Annotated in this window: 12 protein-coding genes and 1 pseudogene; 7 read left to right on the forward strand and 6 right to left on the reverse strand. The window is 69.1% G+C overall.

Annotated features, from left to right (window positions below):
• Positions 1-4,177 (reverse strand): alpha-N-acetylglucosaminidase TIM-barrel domain-containing protein (locus BGN97_RS05990; RefSeq protein WP_292698899.1); only part of this gene is annotated, 4,177 nt, incomplete at its 3' end.
• A 620-nt stretch (positions 4,178-4,797) separates the two neighbouring features.
• Here BGN97_RS05990 and BGN97_RS05995 point away from each other — a divergent pair.
• The 6 genes from BGN97_RS05995 (at position 4,798) to BGN97_RS06020 (ending at position 10,937) form a co-directional block, all read left to right on the forward strand.
• Positions 4,798-5,922: an ROK family transcriptional regulator gene (locus tag BGN97_RS05995; protein ID WP_292699033.1), complete on the forward strand. Its 1,125-nt coding sequence runs from the start codon at positions 4,798-4,800 to the stop codon at positions 5,920-5,922.
• 97 nt (positions 5,923-6,019) lie between these two features.
• Complete coding sequence (locus BGN97_RS06000) at positions 6,020-6,922, forward strand: SIS domain-containing protein (RefSeq protein WP_292698901.1); 903 nt, start codon at positions 6,020-6,022, stop codon at positions 6,920-6,922.
• Between the two features lie 8 nt (positions 6,923-6,930).
• Complete coding sequence (locus tag BGN97_RS06005) at positions 6,931-7,917, forward strand: ROK family protein (protein ID WP_292698903.1); 987 nt, start codon at positions 6,931-6,933, stop codon at positions 7,915-7,917.
• 121 nt (positions 7,918-8,038) lie between these two features.
• The gene (locus tag BGN97_RS06010; RefSeq protein WP_292698905.1) at positions 8,039-9,289 is read left to right on the forward strand and encodes a 1-phosphofructokinase family hexose kinase; all 1,251 of its coding nucleotides are present in this window, start codon (positions 8,039-8,041) and stop codon (positions 9,287-9,289) included.
• Positions 9,286-10,155 (forward strand): class II fructose-bisphosphate aldolase, encoded by an 870-nt coding sequence (locus tag BGN97_RS06015; RefSeq protein ID WP_292698907.1) that lies wholly within the window; start codon positions 9,286-9,288, stop codon positions 10,153-10,155. Before BGN97_RS06010 ends, BGN97_RS06015 begins: the two co-directional genes overlap by 4 nt.
• 5 nt (positions 10,156-10,160) lie before the next feature.
• Complete coding sequence (locus BGN97_RS06020; RefSeq protein ID WP_292699035.1) at positions 10,161-10,937, forward strand: DeoR/GlpR family DNA-binding transcription regulator; 777 nt, start codon at positions 10,161-10,163, stop codon at positions 10,935-10,937.
• A 290-nt stretch (positions 10,938-11,227) separates the two neighbouring features.
• Here the strand turns inward: BGN97_RS06020 and BGN97_RS06025 are convergent, their stop codons facing one another.
• Positions 11,228-11,728, reverse strand: a complete 501-nt coding sequence (locus BGN97_RS06025; RefSeq protein WP_285631218.1) for an Lrp/AsnC family transcriptional regulator — start codon at positions 11,726-11,728, stop codon at positions 11,228-11,230.
• Positions 11,729-11,900: 172 nt separating this feature from the next.
• On the opposite strand from BGN97_RS06025, the gene BGN97_RS06030 reads away from it, so the two are divergent.
• The gene (locus BGN97_RS06030) at positions 11,901-13,124 is read left to right on the forward strand and encodes an FAD-binding oxidoreductase (protein ID WP_292698910.1); all 1,224 of its coding nucleotides are present in this window, start codon (positions 11,901-11,903) and stop codon (positions 13,122-13,124) included.
• Between the two features lie 204 nt (positions 13,125-13,328).
• On the opposite strand, the gene BGN97_RS06035 is transcribed toward BGN97_RS06030, so the two are convergent.
• The 4 genes and pseudogenes from BGN97_RS06035 to BGN97_RS06050 all read right to left on the reverse strand — a co-directional run.
• A complete protein-coding gene (locus BGN97_RS06035; protein ID WP_292698911.1) occupies positions 13,329-15,482 on the reverse strand; it encodes a polysaccharide lyase 8 family protein in 2,154 nt (717 codons plus the stop codon).
• A gap of 145 nt (positions 15,483-15,627) precedes the next feature.
• On the reverse strand, positions 15,628-16,431 hold the full coding sequence (locus BGN97_RS06040) for a MerR family transcriptional regulator (RefSeq protein WP_292698913.1): 804 nt from the start codon (positions 16,429-16,431) through the stop codon (positions 15,628-15,630).
• 60 nt (positions 16,432-16,491) lie between these two features.
• A complete protein-coding gene (locus BGN97_RS06045; protein ID WP_292698915.1) occupies positions 16,492-17,616 on the reverse strand; it encodes a nuclease-related domain-containing protein in 1,125 nt (374 codons plus the stop codon).
• Between the two features lie 92 nt (positions 17,617-17,708).
• Positions 17,709-18,072 (reverse strand): annotated as a pseudogene (locus BGN97_RS06050) (MFS transporter); the annotation flags it as partial.

Consider the following 18,072-nt stretch of genomic DNA (forward strand, 5'->3'; position numbering starts at 1 on the left):
GCAATGCAACCGTTCTTCCAGCGAACGCCGCACTGACCATGACCTGCCCCGCCGTCTCCGAAGACACAGCCGGAGCAACAGCGATACCCGCAGCATTCGTGGTGACGGTCGCCGTGGTGGCGTCGTTGGGGAAGACACCACCAGTCACCGAGAACTCCACGGTCGCTCCGAGCACAGGGCTACCAGCCGCATTAGTGACCAGCGCCCCGAAGCCCGTGGCCGTCTCACCGACAAGCACGGTCTTCGCCACACCCAGCGGGGCGATATCCGCGGCCGCACCAGGATCCGACGCCGCGACGGAGACCGACTTGCTCGGCCCGGTGACTCCTCGGTCGTCGGCCGCACGGTAGGCGACCACCGCCGAGTCGGTGCCCTCGATCGTGAACGGTGCGGAATACGACTTCCAGGCTCCGCCGTCGACCGCGTACTCGACCCCGGCCAGCGCGACATCTGCGCTCAGCGCGACCTTTCGTCCGTCGACCGACGCCCAGGCCTGAGGACCGGAGGCGCGATAGATGCTCCAGTCCGAGAAGACGGCGAGGATCCGGTCGGATGCACCGCTGTTCACCGCGGAGGAGAACAGCCCGGCATCAACGGTGTCCGCGGAGAAGCCCGCGGGCGTCGCCGTCCCGATCGTCGTCCAGTTCACGCCGTCCGTGCTGCAGGAGCCGACGAAGGTCTTCCCGTTGCGGAGGAGTCGGAGCCACGCCGAACCGCTGAAGCCCGTGACGTTGCGATGGGTGTCCAGCGAACCGTTGGTCCCGCTGTTCCACGTCAAGGCGCAGCCGTTGCCCGGTGTCAGGGCAAGGACCACCAGCGGTGTGTTCGTCCCGGTGATGTTGGTTCCCACCGCAAGGCCGCTCCGCGCCCAGGGGCGGGAGCCTTCGCTCTGCTGACGGTCGACGTGCACGGTGAGCACGTCGCCGTCCGCCAGCACCTTCTCGTGATAGGCCGAGCTGAAGAATCGGCTCGTCTTGGAGAAGTCGTTGCCCGTGGTGCGCAGCGCGATCTGATCCTCAGCGAAGGCGTACTCGGCGTCCGTCTGGGTCGAGTGCTTCTTCCACGGCGACGCGGACTCCGCACCGACGAGAACCGTTCCCGTCGTCGTTGTCGTGGTCGTCTCGCCCTCGATGGTGAGGTCGGTGTCGACGGAGAACTCCGCCACCGCCTGCGGGTACTCGTGGCCGTCCACGTTGATCTCCCACGTGGCGGTCTGTGTCTCGCCCGCACCGATGTTCTCGAGCCGGACGTCCGGGGCGGACACGGTGATCCCCGCCGGTGCGTTCAGCGTGAGGTCGGCGGAATCGATCGTGCCGAGCGGTGAGATGTTCTGAACCTTCACCGTGATCGTCGCGGGCGTGCCGGGACGGATCGCAGGAGAATCGAAGGTGATCCTCGTCTCACCCGTTCCGAGCAGGTCCATCGCCTTCCGGGCCTCGACGATGACGTCGCCGGACGGCACCGAGGGGTAGTTGTGATTGACCTTCGCCCAGTCGTCGTCCACAGTGAACCAGTCGATCGACGGCGCTGCCTCGCCGGTCTGAATGCTGGTGCGCAGTCCTGCGAAGTACTGCTGCCAGCGCGAGGCGTAGAAGTCGCCCATCAGGCCCTGCCACTCGCGGTTCGCGTAGTCGTGCAGCGAGAAGCTCTTCTTGGTTCCCCAGGTGGTGAGCAGGTTCTGCAGGTCGTAGGCGCCGATGCCGGGGTTCTGAGCCTCAGCCCGGGCGACGTAGCCGCCGAGCATGAAGTCCGCCTCGGTTCCGAGGATCTTGTCGAGCTGGGCGATCAGGTCCAGCCAGGTTCCCGTCAGCTCATCGAACTTCGCGAGATCACGGGCGTCATATGCCGCCTTGATCTGAGGGAGGAGGTCGCGAGAGACGTTGACGATGACCTGGCGCGCGACGTCGGTGACGTCATATTCATAGGCATCGCGCTGAACCACCGAGTCGTTGGCCGCGATGAGCTGCGGCAGAGCCGCTGCGAAGGCGGCCATGTCGTAGCGGACGATTCCCCGGGCACAGCAGGCCCGGCCCTTGGTCGTCGTCAGGCTCGGCTGAGCAGAGAACAGACCGTCGTGCGACTCGCTGTGCACCCCGATGGGGTCCATCGAGTACGCGGTCGAGGCGATCGTGTCCCATGCAGTCGCGGCGGCATCTGTTCCGTAGCGGCCCTTGGCGTAGTCGCGGAACCACTGGCCGTGATCCGGCGCACTGTCCATCCAGGGGAGCTCCGCCATCAGCTCGAAGGCCGCGGGGTTGTTGTAGAAGCCCTCGGGCAGAATGGCGACACCGTTCATCGATGAGTTCTGCTTGTCGCGTGCCGTGAAGTATCGCTCGAGCCATACCTTGCTGATAGCGCCCATCGAGGTGTTGCCGCCGAAGTTGTAGATCGATCCGAAGGCGTAGGGAATGCCCGGCCAGCGGCTCTCACGATCCAGCGTGGTGACGGTGTCGGAGAGTCCGTCCACGATCAGCAGTCGCGACTTGTCAACCACCCCGTCGAGGAGGGTCATGGTCGGGTTGCTCTGCCAGCCGAGGAGCGACCAGAGAGCCTTCGGGTGCGCGGTGTGCAGTGCCTTCTCGATACCGGCTGCCGCAGCGGGGACGTTGACGTTGCCGGCCCGACCTCCCTCGTGGAGCGGGTCCATCTTGTAGGCGCCCGAGGCTCCGATGAGCCTTTCCGAGATCTCGTAGTAGTCCGCGGCCACCTGAGCGAACATCTCGGTCGTCGGGTCGAGCCAGCCCGGGCGCTCGTAGCCACCCCACTTGCCTTGCGGAACGACGTTCGCGCCGGGGTTGCGGTCGGCGAAGTCCTGGGTGACCGTGCCGAAGTAGCCGGGAATAACCGGGGTGATGCCCAGTTCGTTCGCGCGGTTGACGATCCTCTTCGCGAGCGACGCGCGCTCCGCGAGCAGGGCCTTCGTCATCGGCGGCTGGCCGTTCTCATTGCTGATGTTCTGCAGCACCCACCAGGGCTGGTGAGACGGCTGCGGGATCCAGTTGAATGCCTCTGCCTCGGAGTAGTGCCATCTCTGCAGCAGCTCGGCGAAGACGGCGTCCGTTCCGACCGTCATGAACACCTGGTTCACGCCGTGCAGGGCCATGTTGTCGAGCAGTCGCTCCCAGCCCGCCCAGTCGAGGTACGGGTCGGTGTAGCCCTCGTTGGTGTCGTTGAGCGCGAAGCGGTAGGCGTCGTGGCCGGTCTTCGTGATGGGCGCCTCAGGCGCGGGGAGCGTCGCAGGCATGTCAGGGTAGGCGCTTCCGAGGTTGACGGAGGCGTTCACGACGTACTTGAGGTACCAGCCGGCACCCATCGTCAGGGCGGAGGGGGTCGAGGCGACGATCGAGATCGCGCCGTCGGTGCCTGAGATCGTGAACTGCTCGACGTTCTGCTCGGAGCGCTGCATGTCGAAGCTCATCTGGCTCGCAGCCGCACCTGCGGTGCGGGCGAAGACTGCGGCGGCTGCGTCCTCGTACTGGGCGTCGGTGAGGGGGAACTCCGGCGTCGGGATGACCACGGGGCCGGTGGGGTCGACGGGACCGGTCTCGTCATCGACTTCGTCGACGGAGATGGTCGCCGTGCCGATGGCACCCGAGTAGAAGTACTGAGGTTTGTTGGCGTTTCCGCCGCTTCCGAAGCGGAGCGTGGCGCCGGCGTCGACGGCGTTGTAGCCTCCTGCGATCGTGGCCTCTCCGTGACCCTCGCCGTCACCACTGACGTCGATGGAGATCTTGTTGCCCGCGCGCTGGACGGTGATGTCGTAGGACTTTCCGACCTGGGCGGTGACGCCGGACAGCGCCTTCGCGTATCCCGTCCCCGTTCCGGTCTGGGACATCCAGAACTCGATCTTGCCCCCGTTGAGATACAGCGCCCAACCGTTCTCGTTGTTGCGCGAGCCCATGATGGTGCGGTAGCTGGAGATCGGCGCCGCGGGGGTGACACCGGTGAGTTCTACCTTCCAGGCCTCGCCGTCTCCGGCTGCCTCGGGCTGGAACGACTCAGAGTAGGGGACCGTGATCACGCCGTTGCTGGTTCCATCGAGGACGGCGCCGGTCTCGGGAACGATCTGGGCGCCTGAGCCGAGCACTCCGTGGTGCTCTTCGGCAGGGGAGATGTCTTCGACGCCGGCGGCGAAGTTCCACTGCGCACGGACGGCCGCCTCGTCGGCGGTGGCCATGGTCGCTGGCGAGATGAGCGCCACGACCGTCGACAGTGCGAGGGCGACGGCTCCCAGGGACAGGGGCCGTCTACGCCAGGCTGATGGGTGCTTTTCGTTATGCATGTGAGGGCTCCGTTCGTTAACGGGAAAGCAATTGGATTGGAGGGTATTTAGTTCGGCAACTGAACTAAGCTGTGTTTGAAGAACCCTAGGAGCTTCCTGTATGCCTGTCAATACCCGCACTCATGTCGTCGGGTCGGCACTGAGCGCCTACGGATGAAGTTGACAGTCCTGATCGCGCGGAATACAGTGACACGAAGTCTTTAGTTTAGTAGCAGAACTAAAGTGATCAGTCCGGTGCAACCCCGGATCAGAGGACGATCTCACATCTGCCCAAGGGAGCGCGCATGGTGACTGAAGGAGGGAAGAATGCCCGGCAGTGCCCACATGTCAGCTCCGGCCGTGTCCCCCATCCGCACCACTTCGCGAGCGCAGTCTGTTCCGTCGCGCGCGGTGTGCGCGGGTCTGGATGTCGCCGGGGCGGAACTCCGGAGACGCTCAACGCCAGTATTGTCAGGCTGGGCATGCCTGTTTGGTGGCGTGTATCGCGTGACGGGGGAAGAAATGGTGGCGAGTACATGACGGCGGAGGATGTCGATCGCTGGAGCTCTCTGCAGATTCAGCGGGAGATTCCGGGCAGCAGTCAGGGCCGTTTGCTTCAGCTGCTGCACCAGAACGGGGACCGATCCCGCGCAGATCTGGCGCGGGCCGCCGGCTTCACCAAGGCGACCGTGTCCTCGCTGGTGACCGAAATGCTCGAAGAGGGCCTCATCGTCGAGACCAGGAGGCGTCCGATCGGCGGCCGCGGTCGCCCGGCGGTCGATCTGAACATCGATCGCGAGAACTGGCGCGTGGTCGCGCTCGACCTCTCCCATGACGACGGCTTCTACGGCGCCGTCCTCGACCTGAGTGGTCGTGTACTGCATCGGGACTCGATCCTCTCGCTGGCAGCACAGGGAGAGGTCGCCCTGCAGATGGCGATTGAGCTCGCCGAGCGGCTGTGCGCTGCTGCAGCAGGACGGATCATCGGGATGGGTGTCAGCGCCCCCGGCATCGTCGACGCCGACGGGGTGGTCCTGGCCTCGCACAACCTGCGATGGACGGATGTGCCGCTCAAGGATGTGCTGCTCGAGCGTTTCGACCTCCCCGTCAGCGTCGAGAACGATGCCAACGTCGCCGCCCTTGCTGAGCGGGACCGTGTGGGAGCGCAGTCCGACCTCATGGTCGTCAAGCTCGGCTACGGCGTCGGAAGCGGCATCATCGCGAATGGCAAGCTCATCCACGGATCGCACTACACCGCGGGGGAGATCGGCCATATCGCCAGCGGGGACAGCGCCGATTACCGATGCGTCTGCGGCAGGGCGGGATGCCTTGAGGCGACTCTGTCCCTTCCCCGCCTGAACGCCCGGCTTTCGGCCGCTGATGAAAGAGATCGTGCGGAGATCCTCGAGGATGCCGGACGAATCCTGGGCAATGCGCTCGCTCCGCTGGTCGGAGCCCTGGGGACCGAGGTCGTGATCTTGACGGGCGTGTCCGATGAAGTGGCGGACAGTCTCGTCGTTGCCGCGAGGGATGCCATGCGCCCCCGGTTGACCGAGGAGAGCTGGGCGTCGCTCGATCTGCGGATCAGTCCGCTCGGTGACGACCTCGCCTTCCAAGGAGCTGTCAGTCTCGTTTCCTCCGCCGTTCTCGGGGTGCCGTGATGAGTGTCGCCCGGATTATGCGTGATTGTGATGTTTTTTCCGATAAAAACACCCTAGAGTTGCAAGCATCTCAACTTGACGTTTGCAAGGAGCAGCAATGATCGAATCAGCCGCCGGCGCGCACATGCGCGCGGAGCTCACCTCGCAGCCGGAGACCTGGGCCCGCGCGGCCGGGATGCGAGCAGAGCAGGGGCTGCTCCCGGCATCCGGCGCACGCATCGCCGTCGTCGGCTGCGGCACCTCCTGGTTCATGGCGCAGTCCTACGCGGCCCTGCGCGAGGCCGCCGGCCACGGTGAGACCGACGCGTTCACGGCATCCGAGTTCCCGTACGGCCGCGGCTACGACGCGATCGTCGCGCTGACCCGCTCCGGCACCACCACCGAGGTCCTCGAGCTCACCGAGCGCGTCAAGGGCCGCACCCCCGTCGTGGCCGTGCTCGGCGACGACACCTCCCCGCTGGTCGACCTGGCCGACACCGTCATCGCGCTTCCGTTCGCCGACGAGCAGTCGGTGGTGCAGACCCGTTTCGCCACCACCGCGCTCGCCCTGTTCCGGGCATCCCTCGGCGAGGACCTGGACACGGCGATCGCCGACGCCCAGGCCGTGCTCGACGGACAGGCATCCGACGAACCCGCGCTCACCGATGCCGAGCAGTACAGCTTCCTCGGCATGGGATGGACCTTCGGACTCGCACACGAGGCCGGCCTGAAGATGCGCGAGTCCTCGCAGTCGTGGACCGAGTCGTACAGCTCGATGGAATACCGTCACGGCCCGATCGCCATCGCCGCCCCCGGCCGTATCACCTGGCAGTTCGGTGCTGCCCCCGAGGGTCTGCAGGCGCAGGTCGAGGCCACCGGAGCGCGCTTCGTGCAGCATCCGATCGACCCGATGGCCGAGCTGGTGCGGGTGCACCGCGTCGCACTCGACCGTGCCGTGGGGAAGGGGCTCGACCCCGACCAGCCGCGCAACCTCACCCGCTCCGTGATCCTCGACGACTGAGACGCGCCATGACCGAGCACGACCGCATCCCCGACGTCGTCAAGGACGAGTCGGGTGAGCGGCTCGCCGCGGCGGCGGGGATCGGTGCGGGTGCACCCGTGCTGGCCTTCGACGTGGGCGGCACCGACATCAAGTCGGCGCTGTTCGATGCCACCGGCGCGGCCGTCGGACTGCGGCGAACGCCCACTCCGGTCGGCGGTGACGACCCCGTGGGGTCGCTGATCGACCGGCTCGCCGAATTGGCCGACGAGCTGCGCGAGCAGCATCCGGAGATCGTGCCCGAGGCGATCGGCCTGGTGGTGCCCGGCATCGTCGACGCCGACAGCGGCATCGCCGTGTTCAGCAGCAACCTCGGCTGGCGGGATGCCCCGATCCGGGACCTGGCAGCCGCGAGGTTCGGCCTGCCCGTCGGGTTCGACCACGATGTGCGCTCGGCGAGCTGGGCGGAGCGCGTGCTCGGCGGTGCGCGGGACTACGCCGACGCGGTCGTGCTGATCATCGGCACCGGGATCGCCGGCGCGCTGCTGGTCGGCGGACAGCCGTACACCGCGGGCGGCTACGCCGGCGAGATCGGCCATTCGCCGATCGGCGAATGGCCCTGCCCCTGCGGGGCCCGCGGATGCCTGGAGGCCAGAGCATCCGCCGGCGCGATCTCCAGGCGCTATGCGGAGGAGACGGGCACGGTCGTCGACGGCGCACGCGAGGTGATCGCCCTGGCGTCCGCCGGCGACGAGACCGCCGCACGGATCTGGAACGAGGCCCTCGATGCCCTCGCCATCTCGATCGCGCAGCTGACCGCCGTCATGGCGCCGCAGGCCGTGGTCATCGGCGGCGGCCTGTCGCGCGCGGGCGGGGCGCTGTTCGACGAGCTGCGGACGCGGCTGGCCGACCGCCTGAGCTTCCACCGCATCCCGGTCCTCGTCCCCGCCGAGCTCTCCGGCAATGCCGGCATCCTGGGCTCCGCGCTGCGCGCTCGCGAGGCGGCGCACGCATGACCTCCGCGCTGCCGGGAACGGATGCACGATCCGGGAACACCTGCACGATCGGATCGCCGGATGCGTCGTGCATCCGTTCCCAGATCGTGCAGGTGTGCTCGCACGAGGCGACGGTGGCCGCATGATCATCACCGTCACGCCGAACCCCGCCCTCGACCTCACCTGGCATGTCGCCGCGCTGGAGATCGGCGGGGTGCACCGAGCGGATGCCGGGAAGTCGCGCGCCGGAGGCAAGGGCCTGAACGTCGCCAGGGTCGCGCACGCGCAGGGCGCGTCCGCCGTGGCGATCACGACCTCGGGTGGCGCGACGGGTGCGGAGTTCGCCGCGGAGCTGGACGCGTCGGGTGTGCCGCACGTGCTGGTGCCCGTGACCGCTTCCACACGCCGCAGCATCGCGCTGGTCGACGAGGTGCTGGGCGACACGACGATCGTGAACGAGCGCGGCGAGGCGCCGACGGATGTCGAGTGGGCCGCGCTGAAGGATGCTGTGGCGCGCGCGCTCGCGCGGGTGTCGGCCTCCGAAGCAGGGGCCGACGGGCTCGGGGACGCCGCCGGTCCGGATGCCGGCGGCCAGGACGTGCTCGTGATCTCGGGCAGTCTGCCGCCCGGTACGCCCGATGACCTGCTGCCGTCTCTCATCCGCCTCGGGCGGGATGCCGGCGCGACTGTGATCGTCGACACCTCCGGGCCGGCGATGCTCACGGCGGCGGATGCCGGGGCATCCGTCCTGAAGCCCAACCAGCATGAGCTCCGCGACGCCACCGGCCTGGACGATCCCATCGAGGGCGCGCGCGAGCTGCTGCGACGCGGCGTCGAGCTGGTGCTGCTCTCGCTCGGCGCCGACGGGATGCTGGCGGTGTCCGCCGCGCCTTCCGAGCCTCGGGCATTCGCGAGTGCCGGACACACTCCGGGGGGCGACACGCCAGATTACGGACAGATTCGCGGAAAGCGTCCGCTTTCTGGCGTGTCGGCCCCCGATGTGGAACGGGACGGCGGACTGCCCACGGTGGCGTCTGGAGCGAATGCCGCGCCGGTCAGCATCCTGCACGCCCGGCTCGACACGGCGCTCGCCGGCAACCCGACCGGTGCGGGCGACGCGGGCGTGGCCGCCTGCGCCGTGCTGATGGATGCCGGCATCCGAGACCCCGAGGCGATCCTGCGACGGGCGACGGCCTGGTCGGCCGCCGCCGTGCTGATGCCTCTCGCCGGCGACATCCACCCCTCCTGGCCCGAGCTCGAGCGCGCCCTCACCGTCGCCGCCCGACCCGACCTCGCGGACGCGCACCCGGGCACCGAGCGACAGCTTCCCGAACGAGAATCCCGCGCCGCCGACCCCGGCACCGCAGAATCCGACCCGAAGGAAACCCGATGACCCTCGTCTCAGCACGCGACCTGATGCGCGCGTCCGCCGCCGCCGGCACCGGCCTCGGCGCCTTCAACGTGATCCACCTCGAGACCGCCGAGGCGCTCGCCGCGGCATCCGAGCGGGCACAGCTGCCCGTGATCCTGCAGATCTCGCAGAACTGCGCCGACTACCACGGCGGGCTCGAGCCGATCGGCTGGGCGACCCTCGCCATCGCCCGCAGGGCGAAGACTCCGGTCGCCGTGCACCTCGACCACGCCGAGCGCCCCGAGCTCGTCGACGAGGCCATCGAACTGGGCTTCGGATCGGTGATGTTCGACGGCGGCAAGCTCGACTACGAGGAGAACGTCGAGCTCACGGCCGACATCGCCGGCCGTGCTCGCGCCGCAGGTGTCTACATCGAGGCCGAGCTGGGCGAGGTCGGCGGCAAGGACGGAGCCCACGCACCCGGCGTCCGCACCGACCCCGACGAGGCGCGCGCCTTCGTCGAGGCCACCGGCGTGGACTCGCTGGCCGTCGCGGTCGGATCCTCGCACGCGATGCTCGACCGCTCGGCCGCGATCGACATCGACCTGATCGGACGCCTGAAGAGCGCACTGCGCGGCATCGGCCGCAACGGCGGCGACGTGCCGCTCGTGCTGCACGGATCGTCCGGCGTCGCCGACGACGTGATCGTACGCGCCGTGCAGGCCGGGATGACCAAGATCAACGTCTCCACTCACCTGAACGGATTCTTCACGCGCGCGATCCGCGAGACGCTCGCCGCCGACGAGAAGCTCGTCGACTCGCGCAAGTACGTCGCTCCCGGCCGCGAGGCCGTCGCCGAGGAGGCCGCTCGGATGCTGCGCCTGTTCGCCCTCGCCGAGCGGGCGTGATGAGCATGAACCGCGCCGCCCGTCTGACCGCGATCCTCGACCTGCTCGCCGCACAGGGTGAGGTGTCGGTCGAGCAGCTCGTCGACCGCTTCGGGGCATCCGCCGCGACGACCCGCCGCGACCTGGACAGTCTCGCCGAGCGGCGCCTGCTCACCCGCACGCACGGCGGTGCCGTGGCGCAGTCGGTCGCCTACGAGCTGCCGATCCGGTACAAGAGCCACCTCGGCACGGGCGCGAAGGAGCAGATCGCGGTTCTGGCGGCCGAGCTCGTGTCGCCCGGCGACGTGGTCGGGCTCTCCGGCGGGACCACGACGACCGCGATCGCCACCGCGCTCGCCGCGCGCGACGACCTCGGTGCCGACGGGCTGACGGTCGTGACGAATGCGGTGAACATCGCGGCCCAGCTCGCGATGCGGCCCGAATTCAAGGTGGTCGTCACGGGCGGCGCGATCCACTCCCGCAGCTTCGAGCTGGTCGGCCCGTTCGCGGAGCAGCTGCTCACGGGCATCCGCCTGGACATCGCCTTCATCGGCGTGAACGGGCTGTCGGCCGCGGAGGGCGCGACCACCCACGACGAGGCCGAGGCCGCCGTGAACCGGATGATGGCCGAGCGCGCTGCGCGCGCCGTGGTCGTGGCGGACGCGTCCAAGCTCGGCCGTGCGTCGTTCGCGCACGTGGGCGGCCCGGCGCTGTTCCCGCTGGTGCTCACGGATGCCGGCGTCGCCGATGCCGATCGCACGGCGCTGGCGGATGCCGGTTTCGAGGTGCGCACCGCGGGCTGACCCCGCTTCGCCGATCGCCGCGTGCGGGTTCGGATGGACGCCGCTTCGCCGCGCCACTCGCTGGGGCCATCCGTGGCGTCCAGGTCGCGATCCGTCCCGTTCTGCGGGCAGGGGGACGCTTCAGGTCGCGATTCGTCCCGGAATTTCCGCGCCATACCGTGACGAACTGCGACCTGGGTTGCGGAGCTGCGCTTGTAACGGGTCGAACTGCGACCAGGGCGGCGCGGGCCGGATGCCGATGTTCCGCGGATCGGTCACAGGCGGGACGAATGCGCGGGCGGACGCGTGCCCTACAGCACCTGCGATCCGGCGGCGTGCGCGAAGATCAGGCTCGTCGAGGTCGACGCCACCTCCGGCCGAAGGCTGAGCGTGTCCGACACCAGCTCGCGCAGCGCGGCAGCATCCGGAACCGCGACGTGCACTAGGAAGTCCCGGTCACCGGCGAGGAAGTACACCCGCTGCGTGGCGGGCAGATCCTCCACATAGGCCTGGAAGCGGCGCAGGTCGCCCCGGGCGTGCGCGTGCAGTCGGATCGTGATCAGCGCCTCGAGATGCAGTCCGATCGCGGCCGGCGAGATCTCGGCGTGGAAGCCCACGATCACCCCGTTCGCCTGCAGCGCGCGCACGCGCTTGAGACAGGTGGACTCGGCGATCCCGGCGCGCGCCGCGAGCTCGGTGTTGGACAGCCGCCCGTTGCGGCTGAGCTCGGCGATGATCGTGCGGTCGACAGCGTCGAGCCCGGCGTCGGCCATCGCTGTGCGGTGGGCCGTCGAAGAATCGGATGCCGGCATGCTCGCGTTCCCATTCGGAGTGAAGATTCTGCGGTGTGCGCATCGATCTTACGCAGGAACTTTCGACCTTGACCACGCTGATGAGCGAGATCTGCATAATCGTGGATGAGCGGGGCTTCGTCGTGCCTCGACTCCTCTTTCAGTCGAACGACGTGTTCTTCAGGAGGACGCAATGACGCGCACGATCGTCGTCGGGGCCGGAATGGTCGGTCTCGCCACGGCATGGCACCTGCAGGAGCGCGGGGTCGAGGTGACGGTCATCGACCGGGTCGGTGTCGCCGCCGGCTCATCGTGGGGCAACGCCGGCTGGCTGACGCCCGGCAAGACCATCCCGCTGGCCGACACCGGCCTGTGGTCCTACGGGCCGAAGGCGCTGCTCGACCCGGATGCGGCCCTGCACGTGCCGTTCCGCGTGGACGCCGGCCTGTGGTCGTTCCTGGCGCAGTTCGCCGCGCACGGCACGAACAAGGCGTGGGATCGCACCATGGCATCCCTCACCCCGATCGACAAGATGGCACTGGAGTGCTTCGACGAGCTGCTCGACGGCGGCGTGGAGTCGTGGACCCGCGAGGGGCCGTTCGTGATCGGCTTCAAGCAGGAGGCCGACTCGAAGGGCTTCCTGCACGAGATCGAGGGCGTCGTCCGGCACGGGCAGGAGGTGCCGTTCGAGCGCCTGGAGAACCCGCGTGAGCTGGCGCCGGTGCTGTCGGATGCCGTCACCCACGTCTACCGGCTGGACGGGCAGCGCTTCTTCGAGCCGGCGCCCTTCGTCGAGGCGCTCGGCGAGGCGGTCGTCGCCCGCGGCGCCGAGTTGATCACGGGACTGGAGGTCACCGACGTGTCCTCCACCCGTCGCCCGGTCGTGGCGCTGTCGAACGGCGAGCGCATGGAGGCCGACTCGGTGGTCATCGCGACCGGCGCCTGGATGCCGAGGCTCGCCCGCAAGCTCGGGGTGCGCACCCGCGTGCAGGCCGGCCGCGGCTACTCGTTCACCGTCGCGACGGCGCAGCCGCAGGAGCATCCGGTGTACTTCCCGTTCCAGCGCATCGCCTGCACCCCCTATCAGGGGCGCTTCCGCATCGCGGGCACCATGGAGTTCCGCGGGCCGGACGAGCCGTTCCAGCCGCGCCGCATCCAGGCGATCATCGCCCAGGCGCGCGAGATGTTCCAGGGGATCGACTTCGAGGAGCGCCAGGACGAGTGGATGGGCTCGCGCCCGGTCACGCCCGACGGCCTGCCGCTGGTCGGTGCGACTCAGGCGCCGAACGTGTACGTCGCCGGCGGCCACGGCATGTGGGGCATCGTTCTCGGGCCCGCGACCGGCAAGCTGCTCGCCGAGCAGATCACGACCGGCCGCATCCACCCCGCGATCGAGCCCTTCGACCCGCTGCGCTGAGCGGCGTCCGGGCCCTCCTGGGCGCCCGCATCCGCAGACTGGATCAGAAACGCCTCGGAAGCGCGATTCCCCGAGGCTATTCTGATCCGGCCTGGCTGGCTGATGCGTTTCTGATCCGGCCCGGTGCGCGGGGCGGAGCGGATGCCGGTGCTCGAGCTCCTGCGGCCCGGACCCTCGAAGGTCCGGGCGCAGGAGCGTGAGGCGTCAGGCCCCGAGCACGACCCGCTTCGCGTGGCCGTGGCCGTCCAGATCGAACTCCAGGGTGAGAGGCGCCGTCGAGACGACCCGCACACCGGCATCGGCCTCCACGATCGATGCGCCCGCAGCGTCCGGGACCGTCACCCGTGCGACGGTCTGCGTGAGGGTGACGTAGTCGCGGTTCTTCGCCTCGTCGGTGCCGCCGGTGTCGGAGCCGGAGTTGATGGTCTTCCAGTCGCCGGTGCGCCGCACGACCTGCACGTCGATCGAGCCGCTGACGTTCTCCGCCTTCAGGAACACGTACCCGCCGTGACCGTCGATGTGCACATTGCGGCGCACCGGGATCGCCGCACTGCCTGCGGCCACGGTGCGATAGCGGTTGTCGGTGCGCAGCGTCGGCACGGAGTCCGGCGCGAAGGAGCGGTTGTCGATGGTCGTGAACACCTCGTGACCGGATGCCGAGGTGACCGCCGCTCCCAGGCACACGACCTTGTCGTCGAGGAAGAACCACGACTTGCGGGCGCTGAGCGTCTTGTTGAAGTTCAGGTGATCCATGCCCTGGATGCCCCAGCGCTCGTCCAGGGCGAGGCCGCCGCCGAAGGCCTGGTACGCCCGCGGGATGCCCGTGCCGTCGTTCGCGCCGTTCGCGCGGGTCTCGGCCGTGACCGTCGTGCCCGGCAGTCGGTACGGGTCGACGGTGGGCCAGAAGTCCGCGCTGAACTGATCGGGGGCCACCGGCGTGTAGAAGTAGGTCAGGCCGTCGCCCTGGTACCAGCCCAGGTTGTTCTCGCGGTTGCCCCATTCATAGCGGCCGATCCGCTTGGACGACACGTTCACCACCGCGCTGAAGTTCGGGCGGTGGTGCACCAGGCGGTCCTGGTCGCCGAACGCCTTCGTGTAGACGGGAGCGGATGCCGGGACCACCGAGTCATCGCCGAGCACGGAAGTGACCAGCAGCGACTTCGCCACGGTCTGCGACGGCAGGCCGTACTGCTTCTCGCTGCTGCGCAGCAGCCAGCCCTTCACGAGCGACAGGTAACGGCTGCGGTACGGCTCTCCCGCCCCCTGCGCCAGCAGCAGGATGGCGGTGATGGCGCCGGCGCCGTCCACGTAGTCCGGGGCCTTCTGGCGCGACACCGCGCGTCCGCGGACCGTGTCCATCATGCGGCCGTTCCAGATGAACGGCGCGTAGGCGCCTTCCACGGAATCCAGGACCACGGACTTCTTCGGATCGACGACGTCCCACTCGCTGCCGCCGAGCAGGCCGAGGATCTCGGCGATGCCGCCGAGCGTGACCACGCCGTAGGTGCCGACGTAGGGCAGGTAGGTGTGCTGGACGAACGAGCCGTCGGTGTAGAAGCCGTCGCCGCTGGTGACGTACCCGAACACGCTGTTGCGGCCGTTGCGCACGACGTCGCTGAGTGCGTCGCGGGCGAGCGCGATCTCGTCGGGGCGGGAGTCGAGGATGCCGCGCAGCGCGCACGAAAGCGCCTTGTCGGTGCGGTTCGCGCCGGTCTCGGCGAAGCTGGTGCCGCGTCCGCGCCAGTTCGGGTCGGGGGTGAAGTAGCGGGCGGCGGCCAGCAGGGAGCCGCGCACCTCGGCGGGGACGACGTCATGCAGCAGGACGAGGATGTCGGCGGCCTTGCGCGGCACGCCGATCTCCCAGAACCACCAGTTGCCGACGGGCGAGCGGCCCGCCACGTAGACGTTGGCCGCCAGGTAGGTGAGCGCATCGACGAGGTCGGCCGCCAGCGCAGCATCCTGATACTGCGTGCAGCCCGCGGTCGCATACGCGAGCGACAGGCTGAACAGGCGGTCGAACGTGACGCCCATGTTGCCGGAGAGCGTGGTCCCGGTGACGCCGGCGACCGGCAGGTCGGCCCAGATCCCGGGCGCGGCCGCCGGGCGCACCATCGCGCTCCAGCTCGCCGCGGCGGCGCTGCTCATCTCGCTGAGCACGCCGGCGAGTTCGGGGACGGATGCCGCGCTGCCGTCGCCGGCGAGCATGATCCGGCGCTTGGCGATGAGGGCGGCGAGCGGATCGTCTGTCGCCGTGCGCACGGTCGACGCGTTGGCGGGTGCGCCGGTCAGGGTGACCAGCGCACCCGCGCCGAGCACGGCGAGGAAGGAACGGCGGTTGAGTTCAAGAGGGGACATCATCGGCCTCCAATGGGTGGGAAGAGGGGTTGGAGGCCAAGGTATACGCTTTCCCGCCGAATTAGTAGAGACTATGGACTAATTCCGTCATCCGTCCGGCCACGTCGCGCGGGCTGCGTGCCGCGCGACGTGGATCCGTGCGGGCTGTTCAGCCCTGAGTGACGGGCTGCTGCAGCTCGGTGACCCAGTCGGACTGGTCCTCCGAGACCGCGCGCACGTACAGTTCGCGGCACGGGCCGGAGGGCACGAGGCCGCGGGCGATGATCTCCTCGTGCAGCGCCGCCCAGCTGTCGGGGATGCGCTCCATCGAGCCCAGGTGCACGCCGCAGATCGCCGTCTCGGCGGCGGGAAGCTCGACGATCTCCACGCCCTCGACGTCGGGGCCGGAGTACTCGTAGCCGACGGTCAGCAGCATCCCGTCCTCCGCGGACGAGTACTGCGCGATCGGCGTCGCCAAGGACGCGCCGACCCTGCCGAGCGCTTCGGACACGGCGTCGAAGGCCGGCCCGACGATGGTGCCGATCTCCGCCTGTTCGGCGGCTACGGCCGTGCGGGCGGCGAGACGGACGGCGGGCAGCGGCTTCTCGATGATCTCGATGCGGGACATGTGCTTCTCCTTCTGGATGAGATGGAGCCGCCGTTCCACGTCGACGAGTCTTGCGGCCGCGATCCGGTGCTCGCGCTCCACGCGGGATCGGTGGGTGCGCAGCAGCGCTTCGATGCGATCGGCATCCAGCCCCTCTTCGAGGATGGTGCCGATCTCGTCGAGACCGAACCCGAGCTGGCGCAGCGCCACGATCCGATGCAGCCGGTCGAGCTGCGAAGGGTCGTAGGAGCGGTAGCCGTTGAACTCGTCCACGTGGGCGGGCACGAGCAGCCCGGCCGTGTCCCAGTGCCGCAGCATGCGGTGGGTCACCTGACCGATCTGCGCGAACGCTCCGATGGACAACATGCTTCAGTTCTCCCGTCTCACACCGTGTCAGGGTCAAGTCTGACGGACCGCGGATGCTGTTCAGCGGACGGTGGACAGCAGGCCCGAGATGTACGGGCCGATCGACGCCAGATTCTGCAAGACGACCAGCGCGGACGCGACGACCGCAGCGACGACGCCGATCCCCCATGCGCGGCGGCGGCGGTCAGCGGATGCTCGTGAGGCGCGCAGCGCATCGAAGGCGGCGAGGTCCGGTTCCGCCAGCTCGGATGCTCCCCAGGTCTCGGGGTCTGCCGCGCGTGACGCGAGTTCCCGGACCTCAGGTGGGGTCAGGACGGGTGCCGAACGGGTCAACCATCGCACGAGGTCCCTCGATCGGAGCACGACGACCTTCTCGGATGGTTCCTTGACCGTGAAGGTTCGGGCTCCGGCGATCACGACGAGCGGCGTCACCGGCGTCGACAGGATCCGCGCCGCCCGCTGTCCCTCGTGCTCGGCGTTGCGCAGGTGGTGCGTCCGCTGCCCGTTGACCAGCAGCATCCGATTCCCGACCCACACCTTCCCCATATGCCGCTTCGCGTTGATCGTGAACACACCGGCGGGACCGATCACCAGATGGTCGATGTCGCTGCCGCGGGTGCCGATCGGGATCGCGTGGATCACGTGCCAGCCCTGCCCGAGATGCTCGAGAACGCGTCCGACCTCGAGCTCGCCGAGTGCTCCGCTGTACCAGGACTCGGCGTGCGGAGAGAGCGGGTCCCTGCCGAAGAACCACGCGGTACGCGTGCGGGGCGGCTGCAGGGCCTGGACCCGGAGCGTCTCGGCGATGACAGCGGATGCCGGTGGGCGAAGCCTCAGCGAAATCGTCGGCGAGGCCGGGGCGGACGCCGGAGGCTCCAGTGGCGCATCAGGGACGGACGCCGATGCGGGCGGGATCTGATTCTCGAGGTCAGGATCCGGACGGATCAGGTCGACGGAGTCGGCGTCAGCCGGGATGCCGAGCTGCACTGCAGCCTCAGCAGTGACACCCCCGCGCGCACCAGCCTGATCGGCGGCGGGCGCGCATTCCACGCACCGCACGGTACCGCGGGAGCGTTCGTACACCGCATCCGTCCCCGCGGGCAGATCGGTGCCGCACGAGCGGCAGCGGCCGGCGTAGCGCAGCCGCATCCGTCTCCCCTCTGCGCCCTCTTCAGGATCCGTCATCTGACCCGCTCCCCAGTCGGCCTTGTGCGGAGCCTATCGGCGCGATCACGGGCTGGGAAGAAGGTTCTCCACCGGGGTGATGGGCGATGCCGTCAGCGCACGGACGCCGGAACCCTCGCGTTCTCGAACTGCCGGGCGTGCGCGGCCCAGCCGGCCTCGGCAGGAAGCGAGCGCAGGCCGCGGTTGGTGACGGCCATCAGGGCGGCGATCGCGCAGAGGCCGGCGCCGAGCAGGATCGTGCCGCCTCGGCCGAGCCAGGTGAGGCCGAAGCCGGCGATCAGCGGGGCGAGCGGCGTGGCGCCCATCGCGAAGACGCCGGACGCGCTCGAGGCCCGTCCCATCAGCTCGCTCGGGGTCGCGACCATGAAGTAGCCGCCCAGCGCCGCGTTCAGCGGGGCGAGGGTCAGCCCGGGGATCGCCATCACGAGTACGATCCAGAGAGGCTCGTGCACGAAC

The sequence above is a fragment of the Microbacterium sp. 69-10 genome (assembly GCF_001897945.1).
GTDB lineage: Bacteria > Actinomycetota > Actinomycetes > Actinomycetales > Microbacteriaceae > Microbacterium.

What these genes read in the sequence shown, in the direction of transcription:
- BGN97_RS06035 (WP_292698911.1), bottom strand. Translation starts at nt 15,482, where the DNA reads ATGATGTCCCCTCTTGAACTCAACCGCCGTTCCTTCCTCGCCGTGCTC.
- BGN97_RS06025 (WP_285631218.1), bottom strand. Translation starts at nt 11,728, where the DNA reads ATGCCGGCATCCGATTCTTCGACGGCCCACCGCACAGCGATGGCCGAC.
- BGN97_RS05995 (WP_292699033.1), top strand. Translation starts at nt 4,798, where the DNA reads ATGACGGCGGAGGATGTCGATCGCTGGAGCTCTCTGCAGATTCAGCGG.
- BGN97_RS06010 (WP_292698905.1), top strand. Translation starts at nt 8,039, where the DNA reads ATGATCATCACCGTCACGCCGAACCCCGCCCTCGACCTCACCTGGCAT.
- BGN97_RS06030 (WP_292698910.1), top strand. Translation starts at nt 11,901, where the DNA reads ATGACGCGCACGATCGTCGTCGGGGCCGGAATGGTCGGTCTCGCCACG.
- BGN97_RS06040 (WP_292698913.1), bottom strand. Translation starts at nt 16,431, where the DNA reads ATGTTGTCCATCGGAGCGTTCGCGCAGATCGGTCAGGTGACCCACCGC.
- BGN97_RS06005 (WP_292698903.1), top strand. Translation starts at nt 6,931, where the DNA reads ATGACCGAGCACGACCGCATCCCCGACGTCGTCAAGGACGAGTCGGGT.
- BGN97_RS06045 (WP_292698915.1), bottom strand. Translation starts at nt 17,616, where the DNA reads ATGACGGATCCTGAAGAGGGCGCAGAGGGGAGACGGATGCGGCTGCGC.
- BGN97_RS06000 (WP_292698901.1), top strand. Translation starts at nt 6,020, where the DNA reads ATGATCGAATCAGCCGCCGGCGCGCACATGCGCGCGGAGCTCACCTCG.
- BGN97_RS06015 (WP_292698907.1), top strand. Translation starts at nt 9,286, where the DNA reads ATGACCCTCGTCTCAGCACGCGACCTGATGCGCGCGTCCGCCGCCGCC.
- BGN97_RS06020 (WP_292699035.1), top strand. Translation starts at nt 10,161, where the DNA reads ATGAACCGCGCCGCCCGTCTGACCGCGATCCTCGACCTGCTCGCCGCA.